The organism is Planctomycetaceae bacterium (assembly GCA_041398785.1).
Lineage (GTDB): Bacteria > Planctomycetota > Planctomycetia > Planctomycetales > Planctomycetaceae > JAWKUA01.
The window spans coordinates 213,191-231,648 of record JAWKUA010000012.1 but is presented as its reverse complement, the minus strand read 5'-3'; the positions used below and the strand labels follow the sequence as shown (position 1 = coordinate 231,648).

The 18,458-nt window shown below is 60.4% G+C and carries 10 protein-coding genes; 6 read left to right on the top strand and 4 right to left on the bottom strand.

The features are described from left to right. From R3C19_15650 to R3C19_15640, 3 genes are all read right to left on the bottom strand, one after another. On the bottom strand, positions 1-1,374 hold a 1,374-nt coding region (locus R3C19_15650), incomplete at its 3' end, for a DUF1549 domain-containing protein (protein ID MEZ6061782.1). Positions 1,375-1,823: 449 nt separating this feature from the next. Further along, positions 1,824-3,245, bottom strand: a complete 1,422-nt coding sequence (locus R3C19_15645; protein ID MEZ6061781.1) for a DUF1552 domain-containing protein — start codon at positions 3,243-3,245, stop codon at positions 1,824-1,826. Positions 3,246-3,283: 38 nt separating this feature from the next. Then, a complete protein-coding gene (locus R3C19_15640) occupies positions 3,284-6,565 on the bottom strand; it encodes a DUF1592 domain-containing protein (protein MEZ6061780.1) in 3,282 nt (1,093 codons plus the stop codon). Between the two features lie 573 nt (positions 6,566-7,138). On the opposite strand from R3C19_15640, the gene R3C19_15635 reads away from it, so the two are divergent. Together R3C19_15635 and R3C19_15630 are read left to right on the top strand one after the other, a co-directional pair. After that, entirely contained in the window at positions 7,139-9,265 is a 2,127-nt protein-coding gene (locus tag R3C19_15635) for an ABC transporter ATP-binding protein (GenBank protein MEZ6061779.1), read from the top strand. Between the two features lie 105 nt (positions 9,266-9,370). Then, complete coding sequence (locus R3C19_15630) at positions 9,371-10,861, top strand: HlyD family efflux transporter periplasmic adaptor subunit (protein ID MEZ6061778.1); 1,491 nt, start codon at positions 9,371-9,373, stop codon at positions 10,859-10,861. Between the two features lie 165 nt (positions 10,862-11,026). Here the strand turns inward: R3C19_15630 and R3C19_15625 are convergent, their stop codons facing one another. Then, positions 11,027-11,416, bottom strand: a complete 390-nt coding sequence (locus R3C19_15625; protein ID MEZ6061777.1) for a MarR family transcriptional regulator — start codon at positions 11,414-11,416, stop codon at positions 11,027-11,029. Between the two features lie 198 nt (positions 11,417-11,614). On the opposite strand from R3C19_15625, the gene R3C19_15620 reads away from it, so the two are divergent. The 4 genes from R3C19_15620 to R3C19_15605 all read left to right on the top strand — a co-directional run bounded on the left by R3C19_15620 (position 11,615) and on the right by R3C19_15605 (position 18,454). Beyond that, complete coding sequence (locus tag R3C19_15620) at positions 11,615-13,150, top strand: proton-conducting transporter membrane subunit (GenBank protein MEZ6061776.1); 1,536 nt, start codon at positions 11,615-11,617, stop codon at positions 13,148-13,150. Between the two features lie 158 nt (positions 13,151-13,308). Then, positions 13,309-15,813: a DUF2309 domain-containing protein gene (locus tag R3C19_15615; GenBank protein ID MEZ6061775.1), complete on the top strand. Its 2,505-nt coding sequence runs from the start codon at positions 13,309-13,311 to the stop codon at positions 15,811-15,813. 152 nt (positions 15,814-15,965) lie between these two features. After that, positions 15,966-16,223 (top strand): hypothetical protein, encoded by a 258-nt coding sequence (locus R3C19_15610; protein MEZ6061774.1) that lies wholly within the window; start codon positions 15,966-15,968, stop codon positions 16,221-16,223. Between the two features lie 560 nt (positions 16,224-16,783). Continuing rightward, the gene (locus R3C19_15605) at positions 16,784-18,454 is read left to right on the top strand and encodes a TolC family protein (protein MEZ6061773.1); all 1,671 of its coding nucleotides are present in this window, start codon (positions 16,784-16,786) and stop codon (positions 18,452-18,454) included. The last annotated feature ends 4 nt before the right edge of the window (positions 18,455-18,458 follow it).

The window sequence follows — 18,458 nt, the reverse complement described above, 5'->3', positions numbered from 1 at the left end:
GGCGGGCCAGAGTTCGCGTGATTTGTCCGGCAGATTGTACTGGCCGCGTTTCAGCAGATACGTCGGCCGGTATTCGGCACGGTCCCGCATGATCATTGTCGTCTGAATCGACTTGTCGAAATCGCCGCGTTCCTTCCGAACCGCTTCGAGCCGCTGCGAGAGATCGTTGACGGCGGCATTCTCTGACTTTGATTCCGACGCATCTGCATTCGCCTTCGCAAGCTGCTGTTCGAGGTCCTGGATTCTGGTATCGAATTCGTTCAGCTTTGCGACGTCATCGGGTGTCGGAAGCTGAATCAGCGGAGGCACATTGCCCCGTGTTTCGGTGTACACGCCCTTTTCATCGACGTTGTTGAAGAATGCGAAGAACTCATAGAACTCCGTCTGAGTAATCGGGTCGTACTTGTGATCGTGACAGCGACCACAGCCCATCGTCAGACCCAGCAGTGCGGCCGACGTGGTTTCCACGCGGTCCACCACGTTTTCCACTTCCCACTCTTCGTCGATCGAACCGGCTTCCGTCACCATGCGATGATTGCGGCTGAAGCCGGTGGCGATCAACTGATCCTGAGTCGGACTGTCCAGCATATCGCCGGCGATCTGGTGCAGAATGAACTGGTCATACGGCAGGTTGTCGTTCAGAGCCTTGATGACCCAGTCGCGCCAGGGCCACATGCTGCGATAGAAATCATTCTGGTAGCCATTGGTGTCGGCGTATCGCGCGGCGTCGAGCCAGTCGATCGCCACGCGTTCGCCGTAGTGCGGATCAGCGAGCAGTTCATCAACGAATTTCTCGTACGCGTCGTCGGACGTATCCGCGAGGAATCGTTCCAGGTCCTCGGGGGCCGGCGGCAGACCGATCAGGTCGAAGTAGACTCTCCGCAGCAGCGTACGTCGATCCGCTTCGGGTGACGGATGCAGTCCATGTTCCTTCATTCGCTGGAACACAAAGCGGTCGATGGCGTTGCGGCTCCAGTCTCCGCCGACGTTCGGAGGTTCCGGTTTCCTTGGAGACACAAACGCCCAGTGCCGCGACCATTTCGCTCCTTCGGCGATCCAGCGTTCAATCAGACGGATGTCTTCCGGTTTCAGCGACTTGCCGGAATCTGCCGGCGGCATCTGCAGGTCCGGATCGACGGAAACGATCCGCGTGAACAGTTCACTGGCAGCGGGGTCTCCGGGGACGACCACTGCTTTTTTCACGGCGGCTTCTTCGTCCAGCCGCAGTTCCGCTTCACGATGGCTGGCATCCGGTCCGTGACAGGCAAAACAGTTCTCGGCCAGCAGCGGCTGGATCTGTTCCGCGAAATCCACGCGAGCGTCGTCGCCGTACGTTACGGAAAGCGGAATCAGCAGGGCGATGAAAAGAAGCACCGTTCGCCATGCGCCGAGTACGCGGGCGGCAGATGAATCAGGACACGATAACACAAGGCTGCGGGCAGCGACGTGGCGAGACATGGGAAGACTCAAAGCGGTTTTTCGGAGGGAATTTTACGGGGATTATACGCTGACAGGTCACCAACATCAGACGCAATTCGAATCGCGGGTGCTTTGTTCCAATCAGGAATCCGGCGTCACGGGTGAGATTACGGAGCCAAAGGTCATACGTCCAAAACTGCCACGAATGGCGGCGGCTGGTAGTGCTTCGCCAGCACGGCATTGATGAGTTGTGTGGCACTGGCTGTGCCAGTGCTGTGCAGCCTGGTACACACTGGCACAGGCAGTGGCACACGACCCGTCGATTCATGCGTGACGCAGTACTATACTGGCCGCGGCGGACGCCGATACTTTTCGCTCTTCTTACTCCCGCGAGCCCGAATGTCTCATTCTGTCCCGCTCGCGGTATAGAGATCGGACAGACGCCGGTCGGTGTCTCCAAATCGGGGATGGTTGACGCCCATGCGGTCCATCAGCGACAGGTACAGGCTGCAGGCTCGCCGTTCGTCGTCGGGCCGATCGCGGTAATTCAGGACGCGGCCCGTGTTCAGACTGCCTCCGCCGCGGCCAGCCAGCAGGATCGGCATCTCGTCAGCTTCGTGTTTGTCGCCGTCGAACAGATTCGAACAACACATCAGCAGCGAATTGTCCAGCAGCGTTCCTTCACCTTCCTGGATTTCCTTCAGCCGCTTCAGCAGCCACGCAAACTGACTGACGTGGAACTGGTTCGTCTTCAGATACATCGCCTCCAGTTCCGGCCGACGCCCGTTGTGAGTCAGATCCAGGTGCAGACTTCCCTGCACCCCTTCCAGGAAACCGAAGTTCATCTGTGACAGGTCGTTGTTGAGCATGCAGGTGACGACTCGAGACTTGTCCATCTGGAATGCCAGCACGATCAGATCCATCATCAGCTTCATGTGGTCCGGAATATCCTGCGGCAGTTGGTCATCAGGGCGGTCCATGTCGGGAGCCGTCAGATTCGGCTTCCAGCCTTCCAGCCGTCCGTCCGCCGACGCGCGATCGATGCGGCGTTCGATGTCGCGAACAGATTCGAGATACTCGTCGAGTTTCCCACGATCCGATTCGCTGATCCTGCCGCGGAGATCCTTTGCATCGGCCAGCACGGCGTCCAGAACGGTGCGGTCCAGCGTGCGGTCCGTTCCGTTGCCCGTCAGCGCATCGAAGACTCGCGACGGATAGATTTCCTTGGTCGCGGGCTTTGTGTCGCTGGCCCACGAAATGCACGATCCGTAGATCATGGACAATCCGTCTTCCAGCCGAAGTTCCGTGGGTTCGATTCCCAGGACCAGGCTGGGGATCGCCGTGTGCCGGCCGACTTCATCCGCCAGCACCTGATCCATCGTCCGGCCGACGCGAATCAGGTCCTGGTCCGTGCTGACCCAGGCTCCGGAAAGCAAATTCGGCACGCGTCCCAGATGAGCACTTTTATGGCGCACGGCCTGTTCGTTGAACAAACCTTTCACAAACACCATGTCATCGCGATAAGGCAGCATCGGCTGCAGACCGGGACCGATTTCCATCGACGATCCCTGACCGCGAGCCCACCAGTGTTCGGGCTCAACACCGTTCGAAAAATAGATGCACGCGAATCGAACGGGGGGCTTGCCGGACGTTCCGGCGGTGGTCCGCTTTCCGGAATCCTCCGCTCGAAGCGGAACGGATTCGAGCCAGGGAAGCGTCAGAACCGTGCCGCCGGCACCTTGAAGAAACGCCCGCCGGCTGCCTGTGTGCGTCATGTTTTTCATCTGCTTTCCTCCGGCAAGTGCCGCCATGTTCTGATAATTCACGAAGTCAGGCGTCCGCCCGCGGGTTTCCGGTGACCACCTTATTCTACATCGGTTGCGTCCGGAGCGTCATAGCGTCGGTTTCGAAATTGTTCGCTCAGAACGATGCGTACGATCAGGTCGGCGACACCGGCCTGTCCGTCGATATCCGCCAGCATGGATTCAATCAGCGGGCGATCGGAAGCCATGACCGTGCGTCCCAGAGCGTATCCGACCAGCCGGGTACACAGTGTTCGGTGGAAGTTGTCTTTCTGCCGACGCAGATAGTCGCGAAGTCCCGGCAGACCGGATAATTCCGTTCCGTCGCTGAGAGTTCCCGACGAATCGATCTGCTGACCGTTGCCATACGTATCGCGCCAGCGTCCGATCGGATCATAGTTTTCCAGAGCGAAACCCAGGGCATCGATGCGGGAGTGACAATTGACGCACGCCGGATTGTCGCGGTGAGCTTCAAGCTGCTGCCGAATCGTCAGACCGTCATCCCGGGAATCGTCGGCTGAAATCGAACCGGCGTCGGCGGGTGGCGGCGGCACCGGTGTTCCGACGATTCGCCGCAGAACCCAGTCGCCGCGCTTCACGGCACTGGTTCGCAGCGGAGCCGACGTCACCGTCAGCACGGCACCCAGCCCCAGCAATCCTCCGCGATGCTGTTCTTCCGCAAGCTCCATCCGAGCGAACTGTTCATCGGAAAACTGCTCTTCCGACAACTGCGAAGCGTCAACACCGTAGTGATTTGCCAGCCGCCGGTTCAGGAACGCGTAGTCGGCGAACAGGATCTCATCGACAGGCCGGTCTTCGCGCAGCACGTATTCGAAGAATGATACGGCTTCGTTATACATCGCGGACTGCAGTTCTTCCGTGAACTCCGGAAACCGCTGCCGATCCACGCCGGTGTGCCGATCGAAGCGGTAGAACCCCAGCCACTGACCGAAGAACTCAGCCGCCAGCCGGCGCGCTTTCGGGTCACGCAAAAGGCGATCGGTGTGGCGCTGCAGTTCTTCCGGCTGCTGCAGTCGTCCGGCGGCGGCCGATTCGGTCAAAGCAGCATCCGGACCCGACGACCAGCAAAGGTAGCTGAGCCGGCTGGCAAGCTGCCAGTCGTCCAGCGGAACAATACGATCGGCGTCGGTGTCGCCCGTGTCGCCGAATTCGGCGCGGTACAGGAAACCGGGAGCCACCAGGACTCGCGCCAGCGTCCCGCGAATCGCTTCTTCGTGTGACTGATCGTGTTCCTGACGCAGCGCTGAATAGAAATCGGTCAGCCGCTGCTGTTCGGCTTCCGTCAGCGGACGACGCCATGCCATCGCCGCAAATTCCAGAACATCAGCCACATGACCCGGTTGAGCGGACCGCAGCGACTGCTGCATCATCAGATATTCGTCGCGGAATCCACGGATGTAATCTGCGGCAGGTGCGGAAAGTCTGTCGATTGCTGCCTGGTCCAGGTCGCCGATGTGTGTCGCCTGCAGTCCCGGTGAAAACTTGTTGTTCACGAATCTCAGATTCACGTCGTGATATTCGAACGATGTCAGCAGGTCCGTCCACGCCTGATCAAGCCGGCGCCGCGTGTCGTCGTCGGCGATATGCTGAACGAAGAAATCGTCGTCGCGGTGATACTTGACCGCGTAATGAAAGTGATTTCGTTCCGGCTCGTTGTAGGTGTTGTCAAACGGCGCGGGGATGGGATCGCGATCAGAGGGAGCCGGTTCGCGGTGCGACACTTCCGGCAGCAGACTGGCGAACTTTGCCACTTCAACCTGCCACGCGGCGACTGCCGGGCTGTCGGGATTCGCCAGCAGGGTGGATGACTCACCCACTTCGGCCGCCGTTTCCCCGGCGACTTCGCCGTCCGAAATCCGGCAGCGGACAATGCTGTTCGGATCGTGAGTCGGATCCAGCTCCACGTCCACCAGCAGTTGGGCTGACGTGCGCCCGGCGGGGATCTCCAGAGCGACCGGCAGTCGAAGATCACCCGTCACCACGAAGTCGTTTTCGCCGATGGCCAGGCCGGCGGGATGCTTCCCGAACCGCAGCCGGTCGGCGGTCTCGGCAGTCACAAATGCGCTAAGCGGCCGCGGAGGATCGCGGCGCCGATCTTCACGGCGAAACTGCAGCCGCGGATTTCGCCAGACGACAACGGAACGGTCCGCAGGGACGTCGCTGGCAGCCGAGACGGAGATTTCGAACTCCGCCTGTGCATTCCCGTCTTCCCAGTCAATCGCGGCGGCGAACGTATGTGTCGGTGAAACGCTGACGTCGCCGGCAGTCAGGACGGATGCTTCCTCTTCGTCTCCGGCCGCTGCGGCCAGCGTGCTTTGCCAGTCCCGAAGAACGGCGCTGATCTGTTCGCATTGCTGACGCACTTCAGCAATCGTCGTTTCTGACGGCGACGGCAGCGCCCGAAACTGCGACACAATCAGTGACATCGGAAACGAAGCGGCTTCGCGATTCAGAACGTCGGTGACATGTTCACACAACCGAACGCTGACCCCTTCGGATGTCGCCAGTTGCGCCAGCGTTTCGTCGCCGCGTTCCAGTTCCTTGCGGTGCCCGTACATCCACGCCACGTACATCGCTCGCGGATACAGGTCCAGTCCGAATGGTTCGGCTCCTTCACCCGCAGCCGTTCGAAAACCGTGTTCTCGATAAATCTGTTGAATCCGCGAGATCGCCGACAGCTCTCGTCCCGTCGTTCCGGGGTGCTCATAGAAGAATAACGGTCCGGAACCGATTACGGCGTGCGACGCGACGATCTTCGCTGATTCCAGATAGCGCTCCAGCGTTGAATCCTGCATGAACTGAGCACTGCCGACGTTGGTAAACCCTTCCCCTCCGACAGCGTCGCTGACAAAGCCGCGAGCCGCGTCGTGTTCAAGTCCCGTCAGATCCAGAATCGTGTAGGCATATTCCGCGCTCGTCAGCCTTCGCATCAGCACTGGTCCCGGGTCACCGGCATGGTCCCGGATGAACACGTCGATTCCTGCACTGACGGCGTCCGCCAGCGACGTCCGTTCCTGCGCTGTCGGTTGAGGCATTTCGGCCGGCGGCATCGACTGTTCGCGAAGGACGCGGATGACTCGGTCCCAGTCTCGAAAACTCAGACCGAAGTCCGCATCCTGAGTAATCGCTTCCAGGTTCAGCCTGCCTTCCGCCAGTTCGCTGCCGTGGCAGTCAAAGCAGTAGGTCCGGAACGAATCCGCCAGCGTCGCGGGCATGTCATTTCCAGCAGCGAAACCGGGCAGCCACGCCGCAGCCAGCGACATCAGGATGGGAACCAGGAACCGGCGTCTGAGCAGATTGTTTGGCAATTCGGTGATTCGCACGCAAAGTCCTCCGGACACCAAACAGCGGAATTCGGACAGAGCAGAACTCGCACGCATCGCGGGTTGTTCGCGACACGGCATTTCCCTGGAAACACCAGCGGATTTTTCGCCAATGATCACTGCGGTGCCGCGATGCGTCGTGCAGACCAGCGTACCACTCCGGTTCGCGATTTGCGATTGTGAATTCACCGCGACGCCGGCGCGCATGTGCCGTTGCCGCGTTGACAAACTCTCCGTTCCGGCAAAGAGTCACAGAGGTCAGCGCAGCAACTCACGAGTGGTCGGAACCCGGCTCTTCCGATGGAGGCCAGGTGCCCGTTTCCGTCGGAATCCGTCCGGTACACGACTGGCGATTCCGGCACTGCGGGCAACGCGTCGTCGCCCCGGCCATCCATCGGTATTTTCGATCCCCGGCTCTCTAAGTTCCTATTTGTTCAATGTGTTCTGCCGGCGTAAAAAGACCCGATAGACAAAGCAGCAAGCTCCGGTCCCGGAAGCGTCACAGAGTGCCGAAGGCTCCGCGGGCCGCGACAGACGAGGAAGATTCGATTCCGCAGCACCAGGCGAGGCGTCATGAATTCTGAAGCAACCGATCAGAAACTGGACGGCGGTGCCCTGGTGCTGGAGCAGCTTTCCGCGCTATCGGAACGGCACGATCGCAATGCCCCGCGGCGCGTGATGAGCGAAGTCGTTCGTGCCTGGCCGGGAGATGTCCGGCGGCTGTGGTGGAAGTGGTTCAGCGAAGCCGCGCGAAGTCTGGGAATACGCTGCAAGACCGTGGACTGCACGGTCGACGAAGCATTGGAACTGGTGCACAACGGGGCGCAGATCGTCAACTATGACGAACATGCCGACACCCGATGGCTGGCGGTCCTGGAATCCCGCGGGCGGCGTTTTCAAATCGCCACAGGCAACACCGCAGCCCCGAGCCAACTGGTCCGACTTTCAGCGCTGCGGCGCAAGCTGAGCGCGGCGGCATCGGACGGAAAGCTGAGATGCGTGGTGATGCAGCTTCCGTCGACCGGAAAGTCGCGAAGTCATGGCCAGCACGGTCTGTCGCCGATCGAGCGTCTGCAGCAGCTTCTGCAGCCGGAATGGTCCGACATCTGGCTGGTGCTGGTGTTCGCCTTCGTCGTCGGGTTGCTGATGCTGGCAACGCCCATCGCCGTGGAATCTCTGATCAATACGGTGGCCTTCGGACGCTTCCTGCAGCCGATTGTCGTGCTGGCGCTCATCCTGCTGACGTTTCTGGGATTCCAGGCGGCCGTTCGAGCGCTGCAGACATATGTCGTCGAAATCATCCAGCGCCGGCTGTTTGCGCGAGTGGCCGCGGATCTTGCACACCGGCTGCCCCGCGCCGAAGTGGAATCGCTGGATCGTGAATACGCGCCGGAACTCACCAACCGCTTCTTCGACGTCGTCACCGTTCAGAAAGTGTCGGCGCAGCTGCTGCTGGACGGAGTGGGACTTGTTCTCAGTACGATTGTCGGCATGGCGGTGCTGGGGTTTTATCACCCCTGGCTGCTGGGCTTTGACGTGCTGCTGCTGGCTTCGATCGCGTTCATCATCTTTGTCCTGGGTCGCGGCGCGGTTTCCAGCGCCATGATGGAGTCAAAGAATAAGTACTACATGGCGGCGTGGCTGGAAGACATCGCCCGGTGTCCGACGGCATTTCGATCCGACGGCGGCGCGGAGTTCGCGCTTGAACGGGCGGATGGACTGATTCACCAATACCTGATTGCTCGCAGGGGTCACTTCCGAATTCTGATGCGTCAGATTCTGTTCGCCCTGATGCTGCAGGCGATCGCCAGTACGGTCCTTCTGGGAATCGGCGGCTGGCTGGTCGTGGCGCAGGAACTGACTCTGGGGCAGCTTGTGGCGGCGGAACTGATTGTGGCTGTCATCGTCGGAGCGTTCGCAAAGCTGGGCAAGCACATGGAAAGTTACTACGACCTGCTGGCATCCGTCGACAAGCTGGGTGTTCTGTTTGACCTTCCGACAGAACGCCACGACGGGATGCTGGGTACAATTCGTCGCGGGCCGATTGCTCTGGAGATTAACTCGGTCAGCTATTCCTTTGTCGGTGGCACCAGTGCCGTTAATTCCGTGTCGGCGAAGATTCCGGAAGGAACCAGTCTGGCAGTCTGCGGCGGTTCGGGTTCCGGCAAGAGCACGCTGCTGGACCTGATCTTTGGGCTTCGATGTCCCACGGCCGGCCACCTGACCGTCGCCGGTTTCGATCCGCGCGACCTGCGTCCGGATGTGCTTCGCGACCGAGTCGCTCTGGTGCGCGGCAGTGAGGTCTTCCATGCGACAATCGACGAAAATGTGCATCTGCATCGCGAAGACATCTCCGCCGCTGAAACGCGCGATGCACTGGCTCACGCCGGCCTGTACGACGCGGTGATGGATCTTGACGATGGCTGTGACACAGTGCTGGCCAGCGGCGGGGCTCCGCTGACGGAAAACCAGTGCCGACTGCTGGGAATCTCCCGGGCCATTGCGGGACAGCCGGGCCTGCTGCTGATCGACGGTGTGCTGGATTCGCTGTCGGACGGTGAACTGGAAACCGTGTTGAGTTTCCTGCTGGCTCCGGAACGACCGTGGACGCTGATTATCGCGACGGGGCGAACAGCGATTGCCGACCGGTGTGCCCGCCGAATCGATTTGCGAAAGACGACAGGACCGATCATCGCGTGAACTTCGCCCGTGTCGTGACGGCGGTTAACCGGCAAACCGTGTCGGACCGCTCTGCGTCGCGGTCCCGGTGAATGGAAGACTGCGATACGCGTCGAAAGAACGAATATGGCAACCACGACTGAAACTCAAACCACGACGACACATTCAGAACCTGTCGCTTCGCACGGGCGGCGGATGCTGGCTCCGGCTGCGTACAGCGAAACCGTGATGCCGTCCCTCAGACTGGCGCGGTCGTCGCGGCTGGCTCGGACTCTGGGCAGGATTCTTTTCGTGTTGCTGGTGATTGCGATTCTGCTGGTGGCCATTGCTCCGTGGCAGCAGTCGGTTCGGGGCACGGGCAATGTCATTGCCTACGACACGTCGGAACGCCCTCAGATTCTGGAAGCTCCGACGAAAGGGCGACTGCTGCGACTCGGCGAAGGACTGCGGGAAAACACGCGGGTCAGGAAGGGACAGTTCATCGCGGAGATCACCGACATTGATCCGGAGTACCTCGGCCGGCTGCGGGATCAGCTCACGGCATCGACTCAGCAGGTCGAAGCGGCCACATCGGTGCTGGATGCGAATCATCGCACGATGGAAGCCGCTCAGGCGGTTGTGTCATCGATGGAAGCTCAGCTATCCGCGTATCGACAGGTGAAGACGCAGATTGTCGCCGCTGCCGATGCGGCCGTGGATTCCGCCAGAAACAAGGTCCGCGCCGAAGAACAGCAGTTGGCCGAACACAACGCGGCGCTGGCTCAGATTGAACTGGATTTCGACCGTCAGAAGGCTCTGTACGAAGACAACATTGTGTCGCAGCTCAAGTTCCAGGAAGCCGAGCGGAAACTGAAGGAAGCAGCAGCGAAGGTGGCCAAAGCGGAAGCCTACGTCGACGCCGCCGAAAACGATCTGCTCGGGAAACAAAGCGATCGGCAGGCAAAGGAACAGAAGGCTCAGGTGGACATCGACTACGCCGACGCCGCGCTGAAGAAAGCCCGGGCAGACGTCGCCAAGGCGGAAAGCGACGTCGCCAAGTCTCGCAGCGATCTGAACAAGGCCCAGAAGGAGCTGCTGGAAACCGAAACCAAAGTCGCCCGTCAGAACAATCAGACGCTGACCGCACCCTTCGACGGATTTGTGACAAATATCACGCCGAACCAGGGAAGTCAGATTCTGAAGGAAGGCGACCCGATCTGCATGATCGTCCCGGATACGGCCGACCGAGCTGTGCAGATCTGGCTGGACGGCAACGATGCTCCGCTGGTCGAACCGGGACGGCACGTGCGGCTGCAGTTCGAAGGCTGGCCGGCTGTGCAGTTCGCGGGCTGGCCGTCCGTCGCGGTGGGGACGTTTGGCGGTGAAGTCATTTCCGTGGATGCCACCGATGACCGCAAGGGCAAGTTCCGCATTCTGGTCCTGCCAGACAAAACGGATCAGGACTGGCCCGGCCAGCGCTTCCTGCGGCAGGGCGTGCGGGCGAACGGCTGGGTACTGCTGGAGCGCGTACCGCTGTGGTACGAAATCTGGCGAAACATGAATGGGTTCCCGCCGGTCGTTTCCACCGAGGAACCGGGCAAGGACGACACGAAAAAGCCAAAGCTGCCGAAGCCGTGATTGACGCGTCGCGCGGTCAAAAAGACCGCGTCGACCCCGCGCGGAGCCACGCTGACACCAACAACACTTCTCGCGGGCATCGAGCGGCACTCCGCGCCGACCGGGTCGTTGATTCTGCAAGGCGACAACGAGGTCGAATTCAGCCGTCAAACACTTCGGAATACGTCACTCCGCGTGGCGAGTCGACGACGAACCGGCAATCAGTTGCAGCAATTCGCCGATGTTCCGGTGCGATTCGATCGGGTGCCGCAGGGGCATGTCGGTCAGGACACGATAGCGATTGCGGCGGCCCACACGCTCACGTTCGATGAAGCCGCCTTCCTCCAGGTCCTGAATGATCCTCTGAATCGCCCGTTCCGTGATACCCACTCGGGAAGCGACCTCACGCAGGACCATGTCCGGGGCCGAGTTCAGCACGATCAGTACGTGGGCATGATTCGTCAGAAATGTCCAGCGGTGAACTGACTCCCCCGAACCGTCTCGGCGCGATTCCGTCGTCCGCGACGTGCTGCTCGCGGACCCGCCTGACGGCCGTCGCGCTGCGTTTTTCGCCATTGATTTCGCCCTCCGCGTCAGTTCCCTGCCGATGTTTCGCGCCGTGCCAGTGCGACGTCGTAACCAACCCCCGAAAATCGCGATCTATCACAAGAAAAGTGACAATCAAAGCACGATACATTATTGACGACTATTATGTCGCGTATTAAATTTCACGCGACTAATGTCGGGCATAACTCCCATAGGGTGATGAGCGTCATGAGCGAAGTATATTGCCTGCCACTGATTCTGCCGATGCTGAGCCTGCTGGCAATGGGACTTATGCCCCCGGGCTGGCCGAACAGACGGCCGAAGATCGTCGGGAAGACTGTTACAAACGCTGCCGGGCTGCATCTGATCGCCTCCGCGATCGGGCTTGGGTTGACGATCTCACGCGGTCCGATCGACTGGCCGCCGTTGCTGCTCGACGGGACCTCGGCTGTGATGATGACACTGGTCGCGTTTGTGAGCTGGAATATTTGTCGTTTCTCAATCCGGCACCTGGATGGAAATCCTCAGCAGGGGCGATTTTTCTGCTGGACAGCACTCACGATCGGATCAGTCTCGCTGCTGGTAATGACCGGAAACCTGTTGGTCCTGCTGGCCGGCTGGGGATTAGCCAGCCTGGGAACTCACCGGCTGTTGCTTCACTTTTCTGATCGCCGGGCGGCTCAGCGAGCGGCGTGGACAAAGTTCGCCATCAGTCGCATGGGCGACGTCCTGCTGCTGGTGGCGGTCGCGGTGGTGTATCGGCGGTTCGGAACGTTCGAACTGGCGGAGTTGTTCGCTGTGGCCGGATCGGCAACCGGAGACGTGGCGGCGCTGAAGGTCTTCGCCGCGCTGATGGTGGCCGGAACCATCCTGAAGTCGGCGCAGTTTCCGTTTCACACGTGGCTTCCCGACACAATGGAAGCGCCGACTCCCGTCTCGGCGCTGATGCATGCGGGAATCGTGAATGCCGGAGGCTATGTCCTGATCCGCACCAGCCCGCTGCTGGTTCATGCAACGGCTGCAATGAGCTGGCTGGCGGTGTCTGGTGCGGTGACGGCCTGCTTCGGAGCGGTCGTGATGCTGACTCAGACCAGCGTAAAGCGATCGCTGGCCTTTTCCACGATCTCGCAGATGGGGTTCATGATGCTGCAATGCGGCCTCGGCGCCTTTTCGGCCGCGATGCTGCACATTATCGCCCATTCGCTCTACAAGGCTCACGCATTCCTCGGCAGCGGCGGAGTTCTCAGGCAGCCGCACAACAACCTTGCTTCGCTCTTGCCGACTCGGGACTTTGGCCGCTCGGCCGGTACGTTCGCAGGATGTGCGGTTGTGACGGCGTCGATCTTCCTGGGAGTGGCGTGGCTTTTCGACATGCAGCCCGCGGCAAAACCAGGCAGTTTTCTCCTGGGCAGTGTGTTGTGCCTTGGTCTGACGCGATGGATGTGGCTCTTGGCGGCCTCCGGCAACCGAAGACTGGTCCTGACGGCGCTGGCCACAACGACAGTGTTGTGCGTTGCGTATGTCACCGGCTTTCTGGCCGTAGATCATGTGATCGCAGCAGCGGCTGTGCCAAAGCCGTTCGGGCTGACGACATTTGCCGCAGGACTGGTTGCCGCGATCGGCTTCGGCGGTCTGCTCCTGTTGGAACACGCTCTGGCCGCCGAAAAACCGCCGAATTGGTTAAACAAACTCTACGTGCATGCATCGAACGGTTTCTACATCGATGCACTGGTGCAGCGCCTGGCGGCAGCGGCGCTGTCGTAACCCAGCCTCGGTCCGGAGCACCTTCTCGAACCGCAAACAGCAACCCGGAAATCCCGGCCCAGGATCACAGGGAGCCAACACCCATGCCCGCAGCGCAAACCGCACTCACGACTTCTCTCCATTCTGAAATTGATCCGGCGATTGTCCGCAGAATTCGCATGCCACGCGCTGCGGACTCCACGGACAAGCTTGCCGAAACGCTGCGAAAGGTCGGCAACACGATCGCTCCTGTCTGGCCGCTGCAGGATTATGTCGCCGTCAATCCGTATCTCGGCCTCGCGGATCGGCCATTTTTGAATGCTCGACGGTTTCTGCGGGTGTTTTCCGACTGTGAAACGCTGATGCCGCTCGACTATTACCGGACAGAATTTCAGCGAGGCCACTTCACGAAGTCAGACATCTCCGCGGCTTTAAACGAGCTTCACGAAGCAGGCTTCGACGGAGCCGGCGAACTCTGTACCGATGACGTCACCGCGCTGCTGGGCGGCGAATCCGGATCGGAAAAGACGAAGATCGACGCGCGCTGTGTGAACGCTTTGTCAGAAATCGTCGATCGCTATTCGGGAAGCGACTGGACGGGGATCATTCGCGACGAGGTTGGCCGATTTTGCGCAGCTCACTATGACAACGGCCAGGCCGCATGGCGCAGTCCGTGGAAGAACCTGCCGCTGTTTCAGGCATGGCGTTCGGCAGCGACTGTTGACCGCCAGGTCGAAATACTGGGACTGAAGGGCTTTCGAGGTTTCGTGTCCGCACTGCCTCACACGCCCGTCCCGGCGATTGAAGTACTGCTGAAGAAGTTGATGGTTCCCGAAAGGCTGTGGGAAGCGTTTCTGCTTTGCCAGGCGTTCACGGTTCCCGGCTGGGCTGCATGGACCCGGTATCAAGCCCGCAAAACCGAAAATCAGGGCGAAGGAATCGCTGACCTTGCAGGGCTTGTGGCAATGCGTTTGGCATACGACGTGGCCGTGGCTGAGCTGGAGGACTTCGCCGTCGACTGGACGTCGATCGCTGACTACCGCAGCGAACTCCTGACGGTACCAGTCAGCGAATCCGAACCCGATGCACTTCCGCGATTCGTGCTGCTGCGAGCCAGCGAGATTGCCTACCGCAACCGGTTTCTGGACGGGATCGAAGCAGCGGTGCGCGAGGACGCAAAGAAACGATCAACGAGCCATCCGTCCAGCAAGCGGAATACACTCGCGCTGGCACAGATGGTGTTTTGCATCGACGTGCGATCTGAAGCCTTCCGTCGCAGCATCGAATCGGTTTCCGACAGAGTTGAGACATATGGTTTCGCAGGATTCTTCGGGCTCCCGATTCAGTACGTTCCCGTCGATGCGACATCCGGAAGCAATCAGGTTCCCGCACTGATATCGCCGTCAATCACGGTTCATGAAGGCGTGGACTCCGCGGATGGCCGGGCAACAGCGAAGCTGGCCGGACGACGTACACTGCGGCGGATGCTCGCCGCCGCATGGAAGGCGTTTCAATCGTCCGCCGTTAGCTGCTTTGGATTCGTCGAAACGTCAGGGCTGCTGTACGGAGCGAAACTTATTCGCCGATCACTGCCTGACGTCGTGCGCAGCAATCCGGACAGCGACCAGCGGCCCGGCCCTGTGTTATGCGGTCTTCATCAGCAGGGACTGACAACGTCCCGACAGGCTGACCTGGCGGAATCCATGCTGCGCGGAATTGGTCTGACGGACCGGTATGCTCGTCTGGTTGTATTCTGCGGTCACGCCAGCCAGACGGAGAATAATCCGCTTCAGGCGGGACTCGACTGCGGGGCATGCGGTGGTCACTCAGGGGAACCGAACGCCCGACTGGCGGCAAAGCTGCTGAACCAGAAGTCGGTTCGCCGCAAGCTGGCGGAACGGGGCCTCGAAATCCCGGAAGAAACGCATTTTGCCGCCGCTGTTCACAACACAGCCAGCGATCAACTGACATTCTTTGACCTGCAACTTCTGCCTGCGACTCACCGCGACGACTTGCGCGAACTGACCGAATTTGCGGAAGTCGCCACGTCACTGAGTCGCGCGGAGCGGATGGCACGGCTGGCAGCGGACACTCCGGACGTGGTACTCCGCCGAACGACCGACTGGTCCGAAGTCCGCCCGGAATGGGGGCTGGCAGGCAATGCCGCATTCGTAGCAGCTCCGCGCAGCGTCACGAGATCCGTCAACCTTGGCGGGAGGTGCTTCCTGCACAGCTACGATATCCGCCAGGATCCGGAGTTTGCCGTGCTGGAACAGATCATGACAGCGCCGCTGATCGTCGCCCACTGGATCAATATGCAGTACTACGCATCAACAGTCGACAATCGACACTTCGGCAGTGGCGACAAGACGATTCACAACGTCGTCGGCCGCATTGGCATTCACTCCGGCAACGGTGGCGACCTGATGACCGGCCTGCCGTTCCAGTCGCTGCATGACGGCACTGATTTCCAGCATGAACCGCTGCGGTTGCTGGTCATCATTGCGGCCCCGCGCCAAGCCATCGCGTCGATTATCAGGCGTCACGACGTGCTGAGGAATCTGGTTGCGAATGACTGGCTGCACGTGGTGTCGATCGACGAAGGATCGTTCTTCCGCTTTGCCGCCGGATATTCGGGACGGGAATGGGCAGAGCTGAAAGCGCACCCCCGCGAGGTACACTGAGTGATTTCCTGATCGGATGATGTACGTCACCTATCCGGCCGTATCTCTTTCGCCGAAAGCCGATCGCCCATGGGGTATGTCGTGGCCCAAACACGTGCTTCCCTGGTGCAGCAATCATCGCATAAAGTTTGACGGCCACTACATGAAGCGTCATGCCTGATCGTCGTCCCGCCAGCCGCGAGCCGGAGGCCTTCATCGAAAAATGCATTTTGAAAGCGCCGGAAGACCGATTTCAGTCACCCGATAAACTGCTCGACGTCCTGGAGTCGTACGACAACGGCGAGGCATGGACATGGAAAGTAGTCGCGCTCTGGTGGAGCAAACACTATCCGGAATTCGTGCAACAGGAAGCGTTCGATGATGCGTGTTCTGCTGAGATTCCCGACCGAACAGACTGGATGCCGGAGTAGACGGTCGTCGGTGATTCCACGTCTGAATGACGCGCCGTAAGCAATGTTTCCCGGCTTTCCCGACCGGCACGGTTTACCCACTCTGCATGACCGGCACCGATAGCCGAATCCGGAACCGATCCCGACACCGAACAACCGGCACAGTCCATTCAGGTGGCTTGACGTACCGGTTCTGTGAACTGGACGTCGCATTCGCTTGCAGCGGATTTCGCGGCTAAGCCGATTCTGTCGATGGCTCGGCCTGTGATGTACAAGCCGATCATGTGCCGCCGACGGTCCGCTCTTCCGGCAGCCGAACTCGCATGAGTTTGGAAGAGAAGGCCGCCCGTGGCAACGTGTCCTCCATCGCTCGTGTGATCCTTCGCCCGTTTGTTGCGTCGCCCCTGGTCAGGTTCCAGCGTGCGTTGCCGCCGTCGGAGTGAATGAGCGTGGCGCGGCCGGTTTTTTCTTGTCCGCTTTTCGATCGCCCGACTATGCGTCTGTGCTGCATTACGATCGGACTGTGTGTGCTGTTTGGCATCGGTGGCTGCTCGACGTCCGGCTCGTCACGGTCTCAGCTTATGAAAAGCGTCTCTGCGTCCATTACGGAGCCTCAGCGCGCCAGCACCGCGGTCTCGTCTCCCGTCGAAACGACCCACGAGGAAGCCGCCGTATCAACTGTGGGCTGGCAGTCCGGTGACGATACCGATACTGCCGACAGTTTGCCTGCGATTCCGGAACCGTCAAAGATCGACGAACAACCGGTCGACCAGGAGCGTGCTCCGGCTGAAGTCGATGGCGATCTGACCGCGCCGAATGTGGATCTTCCGGACATCACAGCGGATGACGACTCCGATGCGAGTGACACCGGCGAGCAGCAGCCGGCGGCTGGCGGACAGCCTCTTCGACTGAACGAAGTCGTTACGTCCGTTCATCAGTCGTATCCGCTGCTGGAGGTGGCTTACCAGGATCTGGCGATCACCGACGGCACTCAACTGGCGGCGTGGGGACAGTTTGACACGAAGCTAAAGGCAACCAGCGAGAACGGACCGACCAGCTTCTACCCCACGTATCGCAACAGCGCCGGTTTCGAACGGCCGATCTATCAGGGCGGCGAAATCTTCGGCGGCTACCGCATTGGTCGAGGCAACTTTGAACCGTGGTATCAGGAACGCCAGACCAACGATGGCGGGGAATTCAAGGCCGGTCTGCGGGTTCCCCTGCTGCGCAATCGCGACATCGATGCTCGCCGAGCCGAGCTGTGGCGGGCCACGTACGATCAGCAGCGAGCCCGGCCGGAAGTTCAGTCACAGCTCATTCTGTTCGTCCGAGACGCCAGCGTGTTTTACTGGGCGTGGATTGCCGCTGGTCAGAAGCACGAAATCGGGCGGCGCGCTCTGGAGTTGTCGCTGCAGCGAAACGAACAGCTCGAACGCCGAGTCGAAGTCGGCGATCTGGATCCTCCCGTGCTTCAGGACAACCTGCGTTCGATCGCTTTGCGGGAAGCGAAGCTGATCGATCGCGAACGCAAACTGAATCAGGCAGCGGTCAAGCTGTCCCTGTTCTATCGCGCCGCTTCGGGTTCGCCTGTCGTGGTGGATACGTCACGAATACATGATTTTCCCGATCCGACTGAGGTCCTGCCGTCGCAACTGGACAACGACGTATCGATCGCTCTGTCGCAGCGGCCGGAACTCGTGGCGCTGGATGCTCAATACCGCCGAGCAGGCGTTGACCTGGCGGAGGCTCAGAATGACTGCCTGCCGTCTCTGGATGCGCAGCTTGCCGGTTCGCAGGATGTCGGGCAGCCCACCAGCAGCAAGCGGGACAAGTCTCAGTTTGAACTGGAAGCCGGTGTCTACTTCGACGTTCCGGTCGAACGCCGGAAGGCTCGCGGGAAGTCTTACGCCGCTTCGGCCAAATTGCGGCAGATCTCGGCGAAGCGACGTTTTACGCAGGACAAAATTGTCGCCGAACTGCAGCTTGCGTATGCCGCGCTGACGGCCGCATTCGAACGTGTCGAGCGAACCCGCGAGGCTCTTCGCCTGGCCGAATACATGGCCGACGTCGAACGCCGCAAGTTCGACCTTGGAGCCGCCGACTTGCTGGCCGTCTTCCTGCGCGAACAGGCGGCGATCGAAGCGGCCGACGATGTCGTGGATGCGACGCTGGAATACTTCGTCGCGCAGGCCGATTACGCCGCGGCTATGGCCATCGACTGGCCGCGAGATCAGGAAGTCGGTGCGAATTGAGTAC